Origin of the sequence: Thalassospira sp. ER-Se-21-Dark (assembly GCF_017922435.1) — a bacterium.
Lineage (GTDB): Bacteria > Pseudomonadota > Alphaproteobacteria > Rhodospirillales > Thalassospiraceae > Thalassospira.
In genome coordinates this window covers 1276399-1295209 of record NZ_VDEZ01000001.1, presented here as the reverse complement: position 1 = coordinate 1295209, position 18811 = coordinate 1276399, and the positions used below count along the sequence as shown (strand labels likewise).

General features: G+C 55.7%; 22 protein-coding genes. 9 read left to right on the top strand and 13 right to left on the bottom strand.

Going from position 1 to position 18811, the window contains the following annotated elements; translation table 11 throughout:
• Position 1 precedes the first annotated feature (1 nt).
• On the bottom strand, positions 2 to 778 hold the full coding sequence (locus FHI25_RS05930; protein ID WP_210515950.1) for an SDR family oxidoreductase: 777 nt from the start codon (positions 776 to 778) through the stop codon (positions 2 to 4).
• Between the two features lie 112 nt (positions 779 to 890).
• Between FHI25_RS05930 and FHI25_RS05925 the strand changes: the two genes are divergently transcribed.
• On the top strand, positions 891 to 1805 hold the full coding sequence (locus FHI25_RS05925; RefSeq protein ID WP_246878910.1) for a LysR family transcriptional regulator: 915 nt from the start codon (positions 891 to 893) through the stop codon (positions 1803 to 1805).
• 29 nt (positions 1806 to 1834) lie between these two features.
• On the opposite strand, the gene FHI25_RS05920 is transcribed toward FHI25_RS05925, so the two are convergent.
• The 4 genes from FHI25_RS05920 to FHI25_RS05905 all read right to left on the bottom strand — a co-directional run bounded on the left by FHI25_RS05920 (position 1835) and on the right by FHI25_RS05905 (position 4863).
• Positions 1835 to 3346 (bottom strand): YifB family Mg chelatase-like AAA ATPase, encoded by a 1512-nt coding sequence (locus FHI25_RS05920; RefSeq protein WP_210515948.1) that lies wholly within the window; start codon positions 3344 to 3346, stop codon positions 1835 to 1837.
• A gap of 100 nt (positions 3347 to 3446) precedes the next feature.
• Positions 3447 to 3854 (bottom strand): VOC family protein, encoded by a 408-nt coding sequence (locus FHI25_RS05915; RefSeq protein ID WP_210515946.1) that lies wholly within the window; start codon positions 3852 to 3854, stop codon positions 3447 to 3449.
• A 38-nt stretch (positions 3855 to 3892) separates the two neighbouring features.
• Positions 3893 to 4330 carry an SgcJ/EcaC family oxidoreductase gene (locus FHI25_RS05910; protein ID WP_210515944.1) on the bottom strand — a complete coding sequence of 146 codons (438 nt, stop codon included), beginning with the start codon at positions 4328 to 4330 and terminating at the stop codon, positions 3893 to 3895.
• 59 nt (positions 4331 to 4389) lie between these two features.
• Positions 4390 to 4863 carry a VOC family protein gene (locus FHI25_RS05905; protein WP_210515942.1) on the bottom strand — a complete coding sequence of 158 codons (474 nt, stop codon included), beginning with the start codon at positions 4861 to 4863 and terminating at the stop codon, positions 4390 to 4392.
• A gap of 119 nt (positions 4864 to 4982) precedes the next feature.
• Here FHI25_RS05905 and FHI25_RS05900 point away from each other — a divergent pair, with 119 nt between their 5' ends.
• Entirely contained in the window at positions 4983 to 5462 is a 480-nt protein-coding gene (locus FHI25_RS05900) for a MarR family winged helix-turn-helix transcriptional regulator (RefSeq protein WP_210515940.1), read from the top strand.
• Between the two features lie 27 nt (positions 5463 to 5489).
• Here the strand turns inward: FHI25_RS05900 and FHI25_RS05895 are convergent, their stop codons facing one another.
• The 4 genes from FHI25_RS05895 to FHI25_RS05880 form a co-directional block, all read right to left on the bottom strand.
• The gene (locus tag FHI25_RS05895) at positions 5490 to 5972 is read right to left on the bottom strand and encodes a GNAT family N-acetyltransferase (protein WP_210515938.1); all 483 of its coding nucleotides are present in this window, start codon (positions 5970 to 5972) and stop codon (positions 5490 to 5492) included.
• Positions 5973 to 6092: 120 nt separating this feature from the next.
• Positions 6093 to 6329, bottom strand: coding sequence for a hypothetical protein (locus FHI25_RS05890; protein WP_064787945.1), 237 nt, complete (start codon positions 6327 to 6329; stop codon positions 6093 to 6095).
• 83 nt (positions 6330 to 6412) lie between these two features.
• Positions 6413 to 7042, bottom strand: coding sequence for a glutathione S-transferase N-terminal domain-containing protein (locus FHI25_RS05885; RefSeq protein ID WP_064787944.1), 630 nt, complete (start codon positions 7040 to 7042; stop codon positions 6413 to 6415).
• 50 nt (positions 7043 to 7092) lie between these two features.
• Entirely contained in the window at positions 7093 to 8550 is a 1458-nt protein-coding gene (locus FHI25_RS05880) for an alkaline phosphatase D family protein (protein ID WP_210515936.1), read from the bottom strand.
• Positions 8551 to 8749: 199 nt separating this feature from the next.
• On the opposite strand from FHI25_RS05880, the gene FHI25_RS05875 reads away from it, so the two are divergent.
• A complete protein-coding gene (locus FHI25_RS05875) occupies positions 8750 to 9049 on the top strand; it encodes a cupin domain-containing protein (protein WP_064787942.1) in 300 nt (99 codons plus the stop codon).
• A gap of 92 nt (positions 9050 to 9141) precedes the next feature.
• Here FHI25_RS05875 and gshB read toward each other — a convergent pair whose 3' ends face one another.
• Positions 9142 to 10086, bottom strand: coding sequence for a glutathione synthase (gene gshB / locus FHI25_RS05870; protein ID WP_210515934.1), 945 nt, complete (start codon positions 10084 to 10086; stop codon positions 9142 to 9144).
• 234 nt (positions 10087 to 10320) lie between these two features.
• Here gshB and FHI25_RS05865 point away from each other — a divergent pair, with 234 nt between their 5' ends.
• The 6 genes from FHI25_RS05865 (at position 10321) to rlmN (ending at position 15856) form a co-directional block, all read left to right on the top strand.
• Positions 10321 to 11019: an outer membrane lipoprotein carrier protein LolA gene (locus FHI25_RS05865; RefSeq protein ID WP_197146336.1), complete on the top strand. Its 699-nt coding sequence runs from the start codon at positions 10321 to 10323 to the stop codon at positions 11017 to 11019.
• Between the two features lie 512 nt (positions 11020 to 11531).
• Positions 11532 to 12209 carry an EI24 domain-containing protein gene (locus FHI25_RS05860; RefSeq protein ID WP_008888783.1) on the top strand — a complete coding sequence of 226 codons (678 nt, stop codon included), beginning with the start codon at positions 11532 to 11534 and terminating at the stop codon, positions 12207 to 12209.
• A gap of 284 nt (positions 12210 to 12493) precedes the next feature.
• Entirely contained in the window at positions 12494 to 12994 is a 501-nt protein-coding gene (locus FHI25_RS05855; protein WP_246878909.1) for a polymer-forming cytoskeletal protein, read from the top strand.
• Positions 12995 to 13006: 12 nt separating this feature from the next.
• Positions 13007 to 13525, top strand: coding sequence for a hypothetical protein (locus tag FHI25_RS05850; RefSeq protein WP_210515932.1), 519 nt, complete (start codon positions 13007 to 13009; stop codon positions 13523 to 13525).
• A 279-nt stretch (positions 13526 to 13804) separates the two neighbouring features.
• Positions 13805 to 14368, top strand: coding sequence for an invasion associated locus B family protein (locus FHI25_RS05845; RefSeq protein ID WP_008888780.1), 564 nt, complete (start codon positions 13805 to 13807; stop codon positions 14366 to 14368).
• Between the two features lie 231 nt (positions 14369 to 14599).
• Positions 14600 to 15856 (top strand): 23S rRNA (adenine(2503)-C(2))-methyltransferase RlmN, encoded by a 1257-nt coding sequence (gene rlmN / locus FHI25_RS05840; protein WP_210515930.1) that lies wholly within the window; start codon positions 14600 to 14602, stop codon positions 15854 to 15856.
• Between the two features lie 168 nt (positions 15857 to 16024).
• Here rlmN and FHI25_RS05835 read toward each other — a convergent pair whose 3' ends face one another.
• From FHI25_RS05835 to FHI25_RS05825, 3 genes are all read right to left on the bottom strand, one after another.
• On the bottom strand, positions 16025 to 16390 hold the full coding sequence (locus FHI25_RS05835; protein WP_008888778.1) for a Dabb family protein: 366 nt from the start codon (positions 16388 to 16390) through the stop codon (positions 16025 to 16027).
• The gene (locus FHI25_RS05830) at positions 16387 to 17667 is read right to left on the bottom strand and encodes a murein transglycosylase A (protein ID WP_210515920.1); all 1281 of its coding nucleotides are present in this window, start codon (positions 17665 to 17667) and stop codon (positions 16387 to 16389) included. Before FHI25_RS05830 ends, FHI25_RS05835 begins: the two co-directional genes overlap by 4 nt.
• A 200-nt stretch (positions 17668 to 17867) precedes the next feature.
• Positions 17868 to 18563 carry a Tim44/TimA family putative adaptor protein gene (locus FHI25_RS05825; protein ID WP_210515918.1) on the bottom strand — a complete coding sequence of 232 codons (696 nt, stop codon included), beginning with the start codon at positions 18561 to 18563 and terminating at the stop codon, positions 17868 to 17870.
• Positions 18564 to 18811 lie beyond the last annotated feature (248 nt).

Genomic DNA, 18811 nt, shown 5'->3' with positions numbered 1-18811 from the left:
CCTAAGGCATTAACTGGCCGCCATTGACCTCGATGATCTGGCCTGTGATGTAGCCCGCCATGGCGTTTGAGGCGAGAAACAGGAACGCCCCGACACATTCATCCGGGCGGCCCACGCGACCCATCGGGACCGTTGCACTTTGCGCGGCAAGAACATCTGGCGGTGTATAGCGGTCATGAAATGGCGTCTGGATCAGGCCCGGCGAAACGGCGTTCACGCGAATGCCGTCCGCCACAAATTCCTTCGCCTGTCCGCGTGTCAGGCTGCTGACAAAGGATTTTGCCGCGGCATACAGCACTGCACCACCGCCGCCGCCATTGCGCGCGGCAATCGATGTCGTATTGACCACAAAGCCGTTTTCTGACGCTTTGAGGTAGGGGTAAGCCGCCACCGTGGCTTCCCAGACAGACTTGCCATTGAGGGCAAAGACACGGTCAAGATGATCAGCCTCCACCTCGGTCGTCGGCACACGGCCAAGCATGCCACCGGCATTGTTGATCAGGCCATCCAGCCCGCCAAGCATCCCTGCGGCTTCCCGGACCACTTTCGTCGGGGTACCCGTTTCACTCATATCGCCCTGAACAGCCACGACATGCTCGGGAAACTCCGCCTGAAGGGCGCGTGCTGCATCACCGCTTTCATTATAATGAAGCGCAACCTTGGCACCCTGTGCGGCAAACCCCCTGACAATCTCGGCCCCGATCCCGGTCGATCCCCCGGTTACCAAAACACGGCGCGACATCAGGTCTGGAATCCTGACTGCCTGAATATCACTCATCGCATTCCTCCGGCTGAATTGTCTGACTTTTGGCCAGATTACTTGTTGCACCGCCCCGTGTGGTGTGGTTTTTCATGAACTGAAATCATCCACAAAGTGAATAGAGTTCAACTTGGCTGGAATCGACCGCGCAGAGTTTGCCGATCTACGCTTGTTTCTGGCAATTGTCCGCCGCCAGAGCTTCAAGGCTGCGGCGATTGAATTCGGCCTTTCGCCGTCGGCGGCCAGTCACGCGATCCGCCGTCTCGAAAGCCGCCTTGGCGTAAAGCTGATCAATCGAACGACCCGGTCGATCGTGGCAACCGAACTGGGTCAGGACCTTGCAACCAAGCTTGCCGAGGGCTTTGACAAACTTGATGAAGCCCTCCAGACGCTTGATGCCCCCGGTGCCGCCAGCTTTGGCGAGGTCCGCATCAACGCCTTTTCCGATGCCGCACACCTTCTGATCGCCCCGGCATTGCCGGAATTTGCCAAGACCTTTCCCGATGTAAGCCTCAGCATAATCGTTGAAAACCGGCCGATTGATATCGTCGCCGAGGGATATGATGCCGGCATCCGGTTTGGCCATCTTGTCCCGGAAGACATGGTTGCCATCGCACTTAGCGGACCCCAGCGCTGGGTCGTGGCCGGCGCACCGGATTATCTTGCACGCCGCGGAAAACCAGACACCCCCGAAGATCTGCACAATCACACATGCCTGCAACTTCTTCTGGGCGATAATTCGCCTTTTCCCTGGGAACTTGGCACTGGCCCCGATCAGAAAAGCTACCGCGTGCCGGGCCACATCACCATTCAGGACACGGCAACAACGATCTCGGCCGCCAAGGCCGGGCTTGGACTGGCCTATCTGCTGGAATCGCGCATTTCCGATGAACTCGCCAGCGGACAGCTTGAAATCGTGCTGGAAGACCATGCATCATCTGATGATCCCTTCCACATGTATTACAGCAGCCGTCATAACAATCACCCGGGCTTGCGCGGCCTGATCAACATCATCCGCAAACAGAACGGCCTGTCGCGCATTTGATCACACCCGGGTTGCCCAATGACGAGGGATTAGCGCCGATAGACCATCTGTCGGTAATTCAGCGCCTCGGCAATATGGCCGCGCTTGACCGCCGCACTTCCGGCCAGATCGGCAATGGTACGCGCCACCCGCAAAATCCGATGATATCCGCGGGCTGACAACTTCATCTGACGCGCTGCATCCTGCAACAATCCACGGCCCTCTGTATCAAGAGCGGCGGCATCCTGCAGGACTTCACCATCGGCCAGCGCATTGGTCGATATGTTTTCGTTTTTATATCGCAACATTTGCAATTCGCGGGCCAGAAATACCCGTTCGCGCACCGCCTGACTGGTTTCGCCTTTGGCCGGTAAATCAAGGTCTTCGGGCTTGACCGCCGGTACTTCGATCTGGATATCAAACCGGTCCAGAAGCGGCCCTGACAGCCGTGCCTGATATTCCTCGCCACAACGCGGGGCGCGGGTGCAGGCCAGTTCATTATCCCCAAGATAACCACACCGGCACGGGTTCATCGCCGCGACCAATTGCACACGTGCCGGATAGGTCACATGTGCATTGGCGCGTGCAACCGATACCTGCCCGGTTTCAAGCGGCTGACGCAGCGCATCCAATACATTGCGCTGAAATTCCGGCAATTCATCCAAAAACAGAACGCCATTATGGGCCAGCGAAATCTCGCCCGGCTTGACGCGATGGCCGCCACCGACAAGGGCCGGCATGGAGGCAGAGTGATGGGGCTGGCGGAACGGACGCGTGCGGATCAGGCCACCTTCTGGCAACATTCCGGATACGGAATGGATAACCGTGGTTTCCAGTGCCTGTCTGGCATCAAGATCGGGCAAAATGCCCGGCAAGCGGGCCGCCAGCATCGATTTCCCCGACCCCGGCGGCCCCGACATCAAAAGGTTATGGCCGCCAGCCGCTGCGATCTCAAGCGCACGTTTCGCACTTTCCTGTCCCTTGATATCGCGCAGGTCGCCGTGGAAATCAGTGATCTCGTCTGCGTCGCGCCGGATCGGGCGGGGCAGAATTTGCGTGCCTTTGAAATGATTGATCAGGGCAACAAGGCTTGCAGGGGCCAGGATCTCAAGATCACCGGCCCAAAGGGCCTCCGCCCCGTTTGCGTTCGGACAAATGATGCCGCATTCCTGCATCCCGGCTTCCATGGCAGCGGGCAAAACCCCGCCAACCTTGGTGATGCTGCCATCAAGCCCCAATTCACCCAGCACCAAGAACCGTTCTATATCGTCATGGCCGATGACATCCATCTCGGCCAGAATACCCAGTGCAATCGGCAGATCGAAATGCGATCCTTCCTTCAGCAAATCGGCCGGGGCGAGGTTAATCGTGATGCGTTTGGGCGGCAGGGCCAATCCCATGGCCGAAAGCGCGGATCGCACCCGTTCACGGGCCTCGGACACCGCCTTGTCAGGCAGGCCAACGACAGTAAAGGCCGGAAGGCCACTTGCCATTTGCACCTGAACATCGACAGGGATCGTTTCAATCCCGGCAAAGGCAACTGTGGTAACCCGCGCTGTCAATTTGCCTGACCCCCATAACCCCAAGTTGCATCACTTTGACGGGAAACGGGGATCAAGGCAACATATCGTTCAAGGACAAGGTGTTGGCAGGTCGCGATGCCTATGCCGGTTCCATGTCGGTATTGACCATCCAGGGTGTGCCGAACTTGTCCGTCACCAGACCAAAACCCTTTGACCAAAACGTTTCTTCGAACGGCATGATGACTGTGCCACCCACCGCAAGTCCGTCAAAATACGCCCGCGCCTTTTCGGCAGTGGGTGCATGAATGGAAATGTTCATGCCTTTCATCGCCTCGAAATGTTCGGATGGGCTGTCAGACGCCATGATGTTCCAGCCATCCCCGACAAGGCAGGCATGGGCCATTTTGTCGACCATCGCGGGCATTTCTTCTGCCATCGGGGTTTCGCCATAGGACATGGTGATAAGCTCACCCCCCAGAACAGATTGATAAAACTCCATTGCCGGGCGGCAATTACCATCAAAATTCAAATAGCTGATCACTTTCATCGGGGCTTCCTTTGTAAGATTGCGTTGATGGGCACGGCTTATGGCTCAAGCCCGAACTGGGCTTGACCATTTTCGAAATCAAATGGCACGGAAAAATGCTCGTGCGCGATGCGCCATTGGCCGTCGCGCTTTTCAAGCTGAGTGCTCGAGCGCATCCAGCTTGAATGTTCGGTACCATCCGGATCGCGCATGCCGCAGCGGATCAGGAAATGCGCAACACCAAGATGGCCTGAGACGCGAATGGTTGGTGTCTGCATCTCGACAATCATTTCGGCGTCCTTGGGCAGGCATTTTTCCCAATGGGCGCGGTAATCTGCGGCACCGTTGAATTGCAGCGGTCCAACCGCGTCATAGGAACAGATATCGGGGTGATAAAGCGCCATGATCGCATCGATATCCTTGCTGCGATTGGCATTCGCCCAACGATCAAACAGATCGGCAATCGCCTGGCGATCCTTGGCTTGCTTTTCTGACATCAGACATATCCTTGCGTTGGTGGTGCGAGGGGTTTGGCTTCATGAGTGCTCAGGCCCGATCAGCCGTCGGCGACCGAACGTTCAAGTGCCGCGATATCGATCTTTTGCATGGTCATCATTGCGGTTGCTGCGCGTGCGGCGATGGCCGGGTTCGGATCGCTCATCAATTCAATCAGGCGGGTCGGGGTGATTTGCCAGAAAACGCCAAACCGGTCCTTTACCCAGCCGCAATCGCGTGGCTGCCCGCCGTCCGACAGGCAATCCCAGTAATAATCGACCTCTGCCTGATCCTTGCAATCGACGACGAAGGAAACGGCTTCGGTAAACTTGAAATCTGTGGGGAAGTTGAACGCGGTAAAGCTTTGCCCAAACAGTTCAAAACCAATGGTCAGAACACGTCCCTCCGGTCCGGGACCGGCCGCACTTGCACGCATGACTTTGCCGATTTTGGCATCAGCAAATACCGAAACATAGAAATTCACGGCTTCTTCAGCGGTCTGATCAAACCATAAAAAAGGACTGATCTTCTGCATGGGGCATTCTCCTTGCCAGGCAGAATGGATTTAACGCGGTGACGATCAAAACGGGCGATTTATCAGCATTTTCTTGTTTTCCCGTTTGACAAATACGTTGATATCAACATAATTTACCCATGTCAAAAAAATATTTCAACCATAGCGATCAGATCGTTCCCTATGCCGATACCATAATGGTAAGGGACTCGTGCCTTTGCCTGCATGTCCGGCGCGCAGCCCGCACCGTCGCAAGACGGTTTGATGACGCCTTTCGTCCCCTTGATCTGACCAGCGGGCAATATTCGCTTTTGATGTCGTTAAACCGGCCATATCCGCCGCACATGAAAGATGTCGCCGACCTTCTGGCGATGGATCGCACCACTTTGACGGCCAATCTCAAACCGCTTGAACGACGTGGACTGATTGAGATTACACCCGACCCCAAGGACAAGCGCGGCCGCCTGCTGGCTTTGACCAAGGACGGCTTACACCTTCTCAGTCGCGCCTTCCCGATCTGGCAGGAAACCCAACAACAGCTGGAAAATCAGGTCGCCGACACGGACCCAAAGCAGCTTCTGGCAGCGTTAATCAATCTGTCTCAGGAACCGGGCAACTAAGCCGGGCTTTGGAAATGCCAAACGGGATTAGCCGATCTCAAGCCGGAACTTTTGAAAGCAGGCCCCGTCGTGGGAAACCGTTCCTTCGAACACGGCACCAAGGCGCTTTAACGCGGCAAGCTTGGTACGGGTCGGCGGCAACAGGAAGGTCACCGACGAAATACGGGGATCGGATCGGGCAAATTCAAGCGCCCTGTGCGTGATCGCCATGCCAAGCCCAAAGCATTCAGGGCGCAGCACCAGCCCGTAATCCCAATCATCGTCTTCTTTCTGAAACCCGCCCCAGCCGACATAAGTGCCATCATAAAAGATCGCCCAATGCCCAAGGCCATCGCGTTGCCAACAGGCCTTCTTGGCCGCCATGAACCGGGCAACGTCATCCTGATCCCACGGACCGTTTAGCAACGGCATATGTTCAGCCATTCGCGGGTCGGACATATGGGCAATCAGGGTTTCGGGCGCGATATCGTCAAGCGAACCAAACGAAATCGCATCGGATCGGGTTGTCATCAGGCAAGACCAAACTCAGGCAAAGAAAAAGGCGCAAGAACCACCGGTTCATAGCGCCCTTCATCGGCCTCTTTGTCAATCAAGCCCGCCGGCATCAGCCATCACATTTGCGATAGCGGCCTAGTCCGAGGATTCGTCATCCGTTTCGCGCGGCGGAAGGAATTCCTTGCGGCACGGCACGGCAACCTCATCAACCACGGTCCAGCCGAAATTACGGAACTTGCCGAAACTGGCCTTTTTCATGGTGATGCCGCTTTCCTTGTGCTTGCGCACTTCCTTGGGGTCTTCGCCCTCAATCCGTTCGGCACGGACCCAGGCGCGTTCACGCATGGCTTTGGTAATGGTCGGTTCGGTCATCGGCTTTTCGCAATTCAATCTTCAAAAAGGCGGCGATATCATGTCTGGCGGCGTTTGTCGCAGGTAATCGTTGGATTTTCTGATCAATCACCGTCATGGGGCAGGTGAAAGGTGGTTTCGGTAAAGGATTCACGTTCCGACATGATCGCCATCCAGTCGCGCACCCGCACCGGGATATCAAACCGCCGGTCCGGCCAGCGGAAATCAATGTAATAAAGCGCAATCAGCACCGACCAAGTACCAAGATGTGGCTCCTCGGTGCGAAGCGCCGGCAGACCATCGAGGATCGCCTCTATGCCGGATGTAATCGCCTGCGCCTGTCGCTCCATTACGATTTCGGAACGATCACCATCTTCGCGTTGGGAGTCGGCATAAAGCCGTGCGGTTGCCGCCATCATGCCATCGGCCAAACCCTGCCATTTAAGGGCACTGAGGCGGGCCGGGCCACTTTCGGGGATCACACCCTTTGAAATGCCTTGGGATTTGGCAAGCTGATCAAGATAATCACAGATCACGGCCGATTCAAAAACCGCCATGCCATCCTCAAGGATCAGGGTCGGCACTTTGGCAAGCGGGTTATGGGCACGCAGCGCCTCATCCGTCCACGGATCAATCAGGATCTCGCTGATCTGTTTTTCCAGACCCAACTCACGCAAGACAACGCGCACCTTGCGCGAAAAGGGTGAAGTTGGCGCGTAATAAAGCTGCATCATGATCCAAAGCCCCTTGCCATTGGCACATTTCCGTCGGCCATACGGCGCGTTCAAACGCGCAAATCCGGCGTCCAGCCAATTCCTTCGAGATGCCAATTGGCATGCCAGTTGGTGTCTTTACGTAACAGTGTAAGGTAATTTCGCGCCGCACAATAGGTACCTTTGCGTTCCGGCAGCGGTTTTAACTCTGTCGGCCGCCCCGGAAGCGGGTTCTCCCCGATCCATGCCAAAAGACCCAAAACCCTGGCAAAGGTCGGGGGTGGTGCGGTGTGCGAAATGCCCGATGCCACCAGTTGATGGATGGTTTTGCCCCTGGTTTCGAAGGTGCCCCGGGTTGCGACATGAATTTCCCCCGAAAGCAGGGTGATCTCATGGTTATGCTCGTTGGCGATTTCTTCGATCAGCTCAAGGAAACGGCACCATTCGCGCCGGTGCCAGCGGCTTTGCCACTGATCGCGCAGGTCATCCTCGTATTTCTGGGCACGGGGGGAAAGATGCAACACCATCTCAATCAACGATAGTCGCGGGCCGATCACCGGCACACTCGACATCAGAAGAATACGATTGCCATCCGGCACGGTTTTAAGCATCTCGGGCAAATCGCGCCAGCCATGTGCCCCCATCACGTCATTTGGTGTCCGTTCGGATCGCAAATCGGGCGCAACAATACTGACGCCCGGAAAATCGGTGCGCCAGCCAAGGCTGATGCCATCGCGATCCCTGACCATATCGGGCAAATCATCGGGTGTGCAGCCAAGTTGCATCAGGCAAAAGGCTTCACGTGCGCAGTCAAACATGCCCTTGGCAACGGCACTGCCCTGAAACCACTTCTTGTGACTGCCCCAGCCATCAAAAATGTCATGGTCGTCCCACATCATCAGCGACGGCACGCGCGCCAGCATGTATTGGATCTGCGGTTGGCCATAAATCGCCAGATAATGATCAAGATAGAATTTCAGAACGGCGTCGCGCATGACATCGGAAAAGGCGGTCGCCAACCGTTCACTGCGCCCGGCCTTGTCCCAGGCAATGATATCCTCATGGCATTCCCAGACGCCGTCGGCATAAATCTGATCGCCACCATGCAGCAAAAGCGAGAAGGGCTGTTTTGCGTGCTCTTTGCCCAAATCCGTCCAGAGCGCATTGCGATCTTCAAGCGGCCGATCCAGATCACCGTCTTCCTGTCCGTTGCACGACACAAACCCGATGCGAAGATCACCCCCAAGATCGGTGCAAACCTCGTATGTTTCGTTTCCGAAACTATATGACGCGGCCCGGTTTGACGGCAGTTCAAAATCAAACCGCCAATAGCTTCGGCCAAACAGGCTGGCAAGCTTCGAAGGCGCAATGACATCACGGCCATTAGCCCGAAATTCCGGGATTTCTGCACCATCATCGGCAACCACAAGGGCCGCGATTTTTGCCGTCTTGGCATCAGCACCCCGGGCAAACAGGAACGGCCCGAAAAGATCCTGATCGGTGATTTTTGTCGCCTCGGAGCTGGTCATGCGCTGTTACTACCTGCCAAAATGATGTGAACTTGACCCTTGAAACATACGTTTGATCGCCGCGTTAGTTCCAGCTTAGCGGAACCGGACGGCAACGGCATCGTCAAAGTCACACAAGAGGCCGACATAAAAAAGGCAAGCAGCATGAGGGACTTGTCGCTATCATCACCGGGTTAACCGCAAAAATTGGAGAAACCCAGTGACTGCACAGCGCCCCAAAGCCATTCCCACCGTTCAGGTTGATGACGATGCCGTCAAGGTGACCGAATGGCACTTCCCGCCCGGCTCCGAAACCGGTGATCATGTTCACGGCATGGATTATGTCGTCGTGCCGATGACAACCGGCACACTGACCATTGTTAATGATGACGGCACAACGTTTCCGTCCGACATGACCGCCGGGCAATCCTATGCCCGCAAGACTGGGGTGTCCCATAACGTGATTAACAACAATGACTTTGCCATCACCTTTGTCGAGGTCGAGGTCAAGGCGCGCTGATCAAAGCCCGCCTCAAGCCCCACAAAATCACCCAACAAAAAGGGCAGGTGATGATCACCTGCCCGATTTCGTTTTAGCGATATAAGGATGGCCTAGCCAAGCCGCGTTTCAATCGCATCCCAGATCAGGCTTTCCAGTTTGGAACCGTCAAACCGGTTGATTTCCTGCAAGCCCGTCGGCGAGGTGACGTTGATTTCCGTCATGTAATCGCCAATCACGTCGATCCCGACAAAGATCAGATCGCGTTTCTTAAGCTCCGGCCCGATGCGATCGCAAATCTCGCGTTCGCGCGGGGTCAGCATCGATTTCTCGGCCACACCGCCAACATGCATGTTCGAACGTGCTTCACCCTCGGCCGGAACGCGGTTGATCGCGCCCACCGGTTCGCCATCAACCAGAATGATGCGTTTGTCACCCTTGCGGACGTCCGGCAAATAGGCCTGCACCATCAGCGGTTCGCGCGACTGGGCGGCAAACAGTTCCAGCAGCGAATTCAGGTTCTCGTCACCGGGTTTGAGGTGAAACACACCCGCCCCGCCATTGCCAAACAGCGGCTTGACGATGATGTCCTTGAACTCTTCGCGGAATTCCTTGATGCGGGCTGCCGACCGGGTGATCAGGGTCGGCGGCATCAGATCAGGAAATTCGGTGACAAAGATCTTTTCCGGCGCATTGCGGACATGGCCCGGATGGTTGACCACAAAGGTTTCCGGGTGGATCGCCTCAAGCAGATGGCTTGCGGTGATATAGTTCATGTCAAACGGCGGGTCCTGACGCATCAGGATCACATCGGTTTCACGCGCCAGATCAATCACCCGTGCTTTGCCCAGATCATGGTGGTTGCCATGTTCGTAGCGCAACGTCATCGGGCGGACTTCCGCCTTGATCCGGCCCCGGTCATAGAACATGTCATCGGGATGATAATGCAAAAGGTCATATCCCCGCGCCTGGGCTTCAAGGCCCATGACAAAGGTCGAATCCCCCTTGATATCGATGCTCTCGATCGGGTCCATCTGGATGGCGACGATACGGCTCATTAAACGTGTTCTCCTGCTTGCCGGTGGTCAAATGACCTGCAATTAAGGCTCAAAACGGCCAATTAAGGTCATTTGCGGGCATGGCTTGACCCGGCTGGCCTTCCCGGCCAAATGATGCGATATGTTACTCGCAGTGAGTGGTTACTATTTGGCACGATTTTTATCATCCGCCATTCACCTTCTGCAATCGCCATGATTGCGATCAACGAATTGTTACGAACACCGGTAAGACACATGACCCGTTTGACCCAAGAACCGAAGACTCGCTGGAAATTGTTTGGCAAGAAAGGCCGCGCCGTTCTTGCGGCAAGTGTCATTGCATCCGCCATCGGTCTTGGTGCCGTCACCAGTCTGACCCTGTTGCCAAGCACAGCCCACGCGCAAGCAAGCGATCAGATCACGCCTGAGATGATCGAAAAGATCGAAAACTATCTGGCCGGGATCACGACGCTGAAGGCCGAGTTTGTTCAGATTTCATCGGATGGCGGTGCGGCCGAAGGCGATCTTTATATGGAACGCCCGGGCAAAATGCGGTTTGAATATAACCCGCCGGCCCAGATCCTGCTGGTCTCGACCGGTCATGATTTCATCTATTATGACAAGGAAATCAACGCACCGACCTATTTCGACATTGATGAAACCCCGGCCGGGATCATCCTGGCGGAAAACATCTCGCTGACCGACAAGGTCAAGATTGTCGATTATCGTCGCACGGCCGAAACCGTGCGCGTTGAACTGGTGCGCAAATCCGATCCGGGTGCCGGAAGTGTAACCCTGGTGTTTACCGAAAAGCCGATGCAACTGCGTCAGTGGAGCGTCAAGGACCCGACCGGGGTCGAAACCACGGTCACCCTGTTCAATACCGAAGAGGGCATGCAGCTTGACCCGGAACTGTTCAAATTTGAACGCATCTGGCCAAATCAGCGCAACTAGGCCAAAAAACTTTCCTATCCGCCTTTGACGTCTTTGAACCGCCCGTAAACCGGTGCCGGATCAAGAATATTTTCTGATTCAACTGCTTGGCCAAGTGGTGAATGTAATTGTGATTTCGTAACGAAATCACCGCAGATTGGAATCAGGGAAAAGTTTCAAAATTTGTCGGCTTTTTCGGGCCCAAACCCATGGCACGGACGTCCTGTGCTTCCTATATGTGAGTCTGTCACAAGGTTCCCCTAAACGACGGGAACCCGGTGTGAGGAAAAGGTCTCCCCTACCTTTCCTCACGCTCCAGATTATCGGAGCGCTGGCGTCCGGTTCTCCCCCCTGGCCGGACGCCTTTTTTTTGCCTGATGCCTGCGATAGATGTCGCATTCTTGGGAAATCTGCAAAGCCAGTCCCTGATTTCACAGGCTGTTAATTTTAATTGCCTACTAAACTAATGCATGATTCCCTTGCGGATATATTCCGCACACTCGACACATGACAGGACAGGACCGACATCTTCCATGATCAATGACTTTCTGAAATCCGTTGCGCAGTTTTCCGACCCGCGTTTTCGCAAAGTTGTGCTGATCGGTGTTGCCGGTGCGCTGGCAACCATTGTCGGGTTGTGGGTCCTGATCTGGTTCGGTCTGAATTCCATCACCTTCTTTACCGATGGTGGCTGGCTTGAAACCGCCGTCGACTGGCTGCTGGGCATCGGTCTGACGCTTCTTGTGCTGTTGCTGTTTCCCGCGGCCACGGTCCTGATCTCGAGCCTTCTGCTCGATCAGATCGCCGACGCGGTCGAAGACAAGCACTATCCGACCCTGCCCGATACCCGTCCGCAGCCGATTATTGATGCGCTGATCAGTGGTCTTAAATTCGCCCTGACGGCTTTGGCGCTTAACATTCTGATTTTGCCGCTTCTTCTGGCCGGGCCGCTCTATGTCATCGCGTTTTACGGGATGAATGGCTATCTTTTGTCGCGTGAATATTTTGAACTGGTTGCCGCACGCCGCTATGATGCGCGAACGGTTGAGGCCATTCGCAAAAGCCGCCAGAAAAAGCTTTGGATTGCCGGGGTCGGTTTGACCTTCCTGATGACCATTCCCTTGGTCAATCTGGTCGCGCCGATCATCGCCACCGCCTTTATGGTCCACTATTCTGTGCGTCTTGGCACCTATGTGCCTGAGACCGCCTGACCGGTAACCGCAAGGCCGATACACCTAGACCAACATCGAAACTGCAACTCTAAGGATCTGGTCATCCCATGTTTGGAAAGAAAAAAGCCAACAAAACAGTCGACAGAAGTGCGACTTCGTCAGATACATCTCGCCTGGATGGATCAGACAAGCTTTCCGGGACGATGACCTCGGCCTCTGATGCTGCATCTGACAAAGCCAGCGAAACCCGCACGTTCGAAAAAACAGAAAAACGAACAGAGCCGCGGCTCTTCACCCAACCGCGCACAAAGGATGAACCGCAAATGTCCAGCAAACCGCACTCCACCAACTTCCGCCCGGAAATCCCGAAGCGCCCGCTTGAAATCCCGACCCGCGGCAGTTCCGGTCGCCCGGGAGGATCGGGTAGCCACTCCTCCGAGGGCAAGAAACTGACAGTTGGTCGCGACATCACGCTTAAAGGTGAAATCGGTTCCTGTGACGTTCTGGTCGTCGAAGGCGTTGTCGAAGCCCAGATCAAGGAATGCTCGCGCCTCGAAGTTTCCGATGGCGGCAGCTTCATCGGTTCTGCCCAGGTGGATGAAGCCGAAATCAGCGGCAAGTTCGAAGGTGAACTGACGGCTGGCCGTGTGGTTGTCGTCCACTCGGCTGAAATCAGCGGCAAGATCACCTATGGCGCGCTTCAGATTGAAAATGGTGCCCGCATCAAGGGCGAGCTGGAATATGTCGAAGGTGCGGACACCGGTATAAGCCGCGGCGGCAGCACCGGCGCAATCACCATCCCGCGCAAATCAGACGATTCCTGATTTTTAGCGCGCATGATTGCTCTGACCCAAACCTCACCCCGAACAGACGTCACCCGTCCATTCGGGGTGATTTTGCTTCTGGCGCTCATTGTCATGGGTCTTTCGGCCTGTGGCGGCGGGTCGTCAGTGCCACCGGGTTCGACAAACACCAATTACGGCGAGCTTAATACCAAGGGCAACGTCACCACGGCCCAGCCCGAGGCCCGCAGGCGGCCGGAAAATTCAAGATCACGCACCACCACGGCCGCCATCCCGTTCAAGCCAGTACCCAACGCATCGCTCAAGGGGCTGTCAGAACCGGAAGTCGAGGCCAAAATCGGCGAACCGGAAATGATCCGCGGCGAAGGCGACATCCGCGTCTGGCAATACAGATCCGATCAATGTTCGTTTGATGCCTTCTTTGCCCCGGCAACCGAAGGCGCACCGCGTGAACTCCGTCACATGCTGGCCCGCATGCGGCGCGGAAATCAGCCGATCACGGTTCAGGATTGCTTGGATCAGGTGGTCAAAAAGAATCTCGCACGCGGCTAACACCTGCCGATCAATTTTAGTGTTTTGACAACGGTTTACCGGTAATCCCATCAAGAAGGGCATCACCAGCCATGGCGGGCGTCCGGCGCCATCCACAGAATAATTTGTAAAATTTACCTGTTCGCACCCGGTTGGACGCATTCCTTGGTTTAATCTTTACCTTTTGGCGGCAATCTCGGGAAACGAGCCTCATAAATTTGCCATATCCTTTGGATTTTATGCGTCCTAACGTGGTCCGGTCGGACCGATCCCGAAACTTCAGACACGATACGCGACCTCATGAAAAAACACGCCCATCGTCTCGTCAGAAATTCGTTTGCCGCCGCTTTTGGCGCGGTTGCCTGTCTGCTTGCGCTTGGTTTTGCGACCAACGTGGCACAGGCCCAGAACTCCCCGCAGCTGATTGATGTTTACGGCAAGTGGGAAGCCTACACCTATTCCGAGGATGGCCAGAAAGTCTGCTATATGGGCAGCCAGCCGACCTCGGCCAAAGGCGACTACACCCAGCGTGGCAAAATCTATGTCATGGTCACCCATCGCCCGGCACTTAAGCTGCTCAATGAAGTCAGCTTCATCACCGGCTATACCTACAAGTCCGGCAGCGAGGTCGATCTTCGAATCGATTCCAAAAGTTTCAAGCTGTTCACCCATGATGATTCCGCCTGGGCGGTAAACAGCGAAGAAGACCGCAAACTGGTCAGCGCGATGAAAGCCGGATCGACCATGGTTGTGGTTGGCTATTCGTCACGCGATACCAAGACCACCGATACCTATTCACTGTCGGGCTTTACCAACGCCTATAACGCGATTTCAAAGGCCTGCAACACCAAGCCGGTCAACTGATCCATATCTGATCAAACCGTTTGGTGGGGCCGTCACAGCCTGCTTTGCAACCGTGATTGCAGTGCTGTGATAGCTGCAATGTGAAATTTATCGTTTCTAAATCGACCCGGCCCCGCTATATGCGGGGCCAAGCATTTTTGCATCATTTCTGGTATAGTCCCGCTGACGCCAGAACAAGACGGCCAAAAAGCTGTCTGGCAAACCCACACTACGCAAAAGAGAGAGCCCGGGATGACCGACGTCCTGACCGAAAACGCACCCCTGACCGATGCCCCTGCCAAGCAGGATGGGCCGTCGCTGTCCGACTTCGTTTCGCGCGCCGCCAATGGGCAGGCTGCCGACGGGCGTCGTGATCTGGTCGGCATCACCCGCGAAGAACTGACCGAACTCATGGCTGGCATGGGCGAAAGCAAGTTCCGCGTCAAACAGCTTTGGAACTGGATCTATAACCGCGGTGTCACCGACATCGAGGACATGACCAACATTTCCAAAAAGCTGCGTGATCGCCTGGCTCAGGATTTCTATGTCGGGCGTCCGGTTCTGACAGCCGATCAGAAAAGCACTGACGACACCCACAAATGGCTGATGAAGTTCCATGACGGCAACGAGGCCGAGACGGTCTATATCCCCGATCGCAACGAAGATCGCGGTGCTGTCTGCATTTCATCGCAGGTTGGCTGCACGCTGACCTGCAAATTCTGCCACACCGGTACCCAGCTTCTGGTGCGTAACCTGACACCGGGCGAAATCGTCAGCCAGTTCATGGTCGCACGCGACAGCTACGGTGAATGGCCGACCCCGGCCAATGGCATCCGCCGCCTCTCAAACATCGTCATGATGGGCATGGGCGAGCCGCTGTTTAACTATGAAAACGTTCGCGATGCCCTGCGCATTGCCATGGACGGCGAAGGTATTTCGATCTCGCGCCGCCGGATTACGCTTTCGACTTCGGGCGTGGTGCCGGAAATCGTGCGCTGTGGCGAAGACCTTGGCGTTGGTCTGGCGATTTCGCTGCATGCGCCTGATGATGATCTGCGCAACGAAATCATGCCGATCAACAAGAAATACCCGCTAAAAGAACTGATGGATGCGTGCCGGAACTATCCGGGCATGTCGAACGCCCGTCCGATCACCATGGAATATGTCATGCTGAAAGGCGTGAACGACAAACCCGAACATGCGCGTGCGCTGGCCAAGCTGGTCAAGGGCGTTCACTGCAAGTTCAACCTGATCCCGTTCAACAAATGGCCGGGTTCGGATTACGAATGCACGCCGACCAACGACATCAAGAAGTTCGCGCAAATCCTGCTCGATAACGGCTACGAAGCGCCGATCCGCTGGCCGCGCGGCCGCGATATTCTGGCCGCCTGCGGGCAGCTCAAATCCGAAAGCCAGCGTCAGCGCAAATCACGCGTTGGCAGCAACGGTGACGCAGGTGGTTGCGGCAAATCGGATGCCGGCAACGAAGGCATCGTTGCCGCCCAGTAAGTCTGGCACCAACAACAACCCAATATCGATCAACACCGGATGGCCTTGCCGTCCGGTGTTTTTCTTTGCGCTGTCCCTGTTTCAGGTCCGTGCGCCAAAATATCCAAAAAGACGCAATTTAGATCGTCGGTTGGATCTTAATTATAAGCTAATCCGACGTAATCTAGTTCAGATCCAGCGTAGTTCCGGCTTCTTGTCCGATCCCTTGTCGGGCGTATGAATGTCATCGACATTGACGCTGATCGCAAGAATACCGCCAAGTCCGCCTTCGGTCATTTCCGACAATCGAATGCCGATCCAGTCCTGATCAAGGCCGCGCACATAGGTGTCGCGCGCTGCCAGATCAGTGAAATCAATGGTGATGGCGTGGGTAAATCCCTGACTAAGGCCGCTTCCAGTCATCTTTGCCCCGCCGCAAAAGGCCAATGCGCCCGGCACTGAAAAGGCAACTTTTTCAAGTTCGCCGATCATGGTGTCGATGTCGCTTTGCGCGATATGGCTTGGGATCTGCAGCAACACAATATGACGGATCATGAAGTGCCCCCTGTCTGAGTATCCGCATCCTGCCAGCTTGCCGGATCGATGCTGTTGGGCAACAGGACATATTTGCGGCCCTGCCGGTTCATGTGGCCAGCATAAAGGGCCGCGTCCTCGCCCGGGCCAAAGAAGATATCACCGCGCACCGGCCCGCGAATGGCCCCACCGGTATCCTGGGCCACCATCAGGCGGCGGAATGTACGGTCCGCATTCATCGGATCGCTGGTTTCAAGCCAGACCGGCACCCCCATGGCATGGAACCGCCGATCCACTGCCAATGACCGGCCGGGCTCTAACGGCACCCCTTGCGATCCCAGCGGGCCCGCTTCGGGGTCATTCGGATCAACCTTAAGCGGCTGGAAAAACACATAGGATGCGTTGGTATTCATCACCGCATCGGCTTCACCCGGATTGTCATGCAGCCATTTACGGATTGATTGCAGCGATACGGTTTCACGCGTCAGCACCCCGCGCGCAATCAGCTCGCGCCCGATGGCAAAGTAAGGGTGGCCGTTGGTTGCGGCATAGCCCACCCGAAGCACGCTGTCATCAGGCAGAACCACCCGGCCAGAGCCCTGAATTTGCAGGAAAAAGGCATCCACCGCGTCATCGACCCAGACCAGTTCAAGATCACGGTCTGACAATGCCCCTTCCTCGATCGCTTCGCGGTCGTAATAGGGTTTGATTGCATCACCCGCGATCCGCCCGACCAGTTTGGTGCCTTTCAGATCCTCGCGAAAATCGCCAAGATCGATCGAAACCATGTCATTGGGCTTAAGATAAAGCGGCGTCTGATACGCCCCGCCACGGGTCAGCCGGCCTTGCAATTCCGGCTCGTAATAGCCGGTAAAAAGGCCCTCGACCGTATCGCGATTGCCACTGAGATAGGGTCTGAACCCACTTTCAAAGAAGGCCCGCGCGTCTTCCTTGCGAAGGCTTTCAACATCAAGGGAAACCGCGGTTTCGCAACGATCCCGCCACTGGCCAATGGTGCCCATGCGCGGATCAGGCCCGACGGGTTTGTCATCGCTGCGTCTTAGCATCGCCTGGCACGACCGGGCAAAGGCCCGCACGGTGCCGCGCATATCATCGGTCTGCCAGCCATCAAGATCGGCAAACGTCGCCGGGCGCAGGGTCAGTTTGTCTTCCACCTCGGCCGGGGGTTCGATCTGTCCGGTGATTTGTGGCCAGAACATCCAGATCAGGGCGGCAGCCGCACCGACCAGCACAGAAACAAGGGACAGGCTGCGCGATAAAACCAGTCGTCTTTTCAAGATGGAAACCCGCTTGTAACCAAGGCAAACGTTACCGTCTCGGATTCTGCGCCCAAGATCGGCTTTGCGAAAACCCGATTTTGCCCCTGACATGCTTAACAAGCCGATAATTGCGCGTGCTCGTTACCATGCGGACATGAAAAAAGGCGACCCGGTTTATCGGATCGCCTTTGATATGTTTGGTCTTTGTGAAACCGTCGTTAATCGGCGGTTTCTTCTTCCGGGGTTTCGGTCGCAACCAGCTGCCAGTTCGGATCGCGGCTTTCGATATTGCGCGCGAATGTCCAAAGGTCTTCGGCCTCGACCACCTTGTTGGGGTCGCCATCGACAACATCGCCCTCGGCATTGCGAATGACCGAGACTTCCTCGGACACGAACTTGACCGTGACATAGGCCGTACGGCCTTCAAGGCTGGCGTCATGGATGGACGCGCTCTTGATACCGACCAGGGTGGTTTCCTCGTGCTCGCCCTTTTCAGCGCGGGCATCGATGGCGGCGGCGAAGTTCTTGTAAACCTCGGCCGAAAGCAACGGGTTCAGGCCATCCTTGTCGCCCTTGGCAAAGTATTCGACAATCATTTCGAACGCCATGCGCGCGCCATTCAGGAAGTCCTGCTGGGTAAAGTTCGGATCGTGCTTCTGGATCTCCTGCAGGGTTGCAAACGTGCCCGAAGGAACATCTGCCACATCCTGATCGTTACCGGAGTCCGGCAGGCGATAAACATTATCGGTCTGAGCTGCGGCGTCTTTCTGGCCTTCATTGTCATGAGTCTGACGGCCAAAGATATCGGACGGCCCCTGCTTTTCATTGCCGGTGCGACGGCCAAGCACGCCACGCAAACGCAGCACAAGGAAAACCGCAATCAGAGCGAATAAGAATATATCGAAATACTGCAAGACGGTCTCGTGATCCTAATGGTTTCAAACTGGTTGTCTGTATATCACAACCGTGGTGGAGAGATGGTATGAACTTAACCAAATGCAAGGGCAACTGCCGATTACCCGGCAAGATGTGATCATCTTCACCCTTCACCGGTGCGATATGCGCCGGGGCAAGGCCAAGATGACGATCTGCCGCATTTTTGTCGCGTTGTCACATTAGCGTTCCCACCAACTAACCAACGAACTTAAGTGTGCAGATTAAT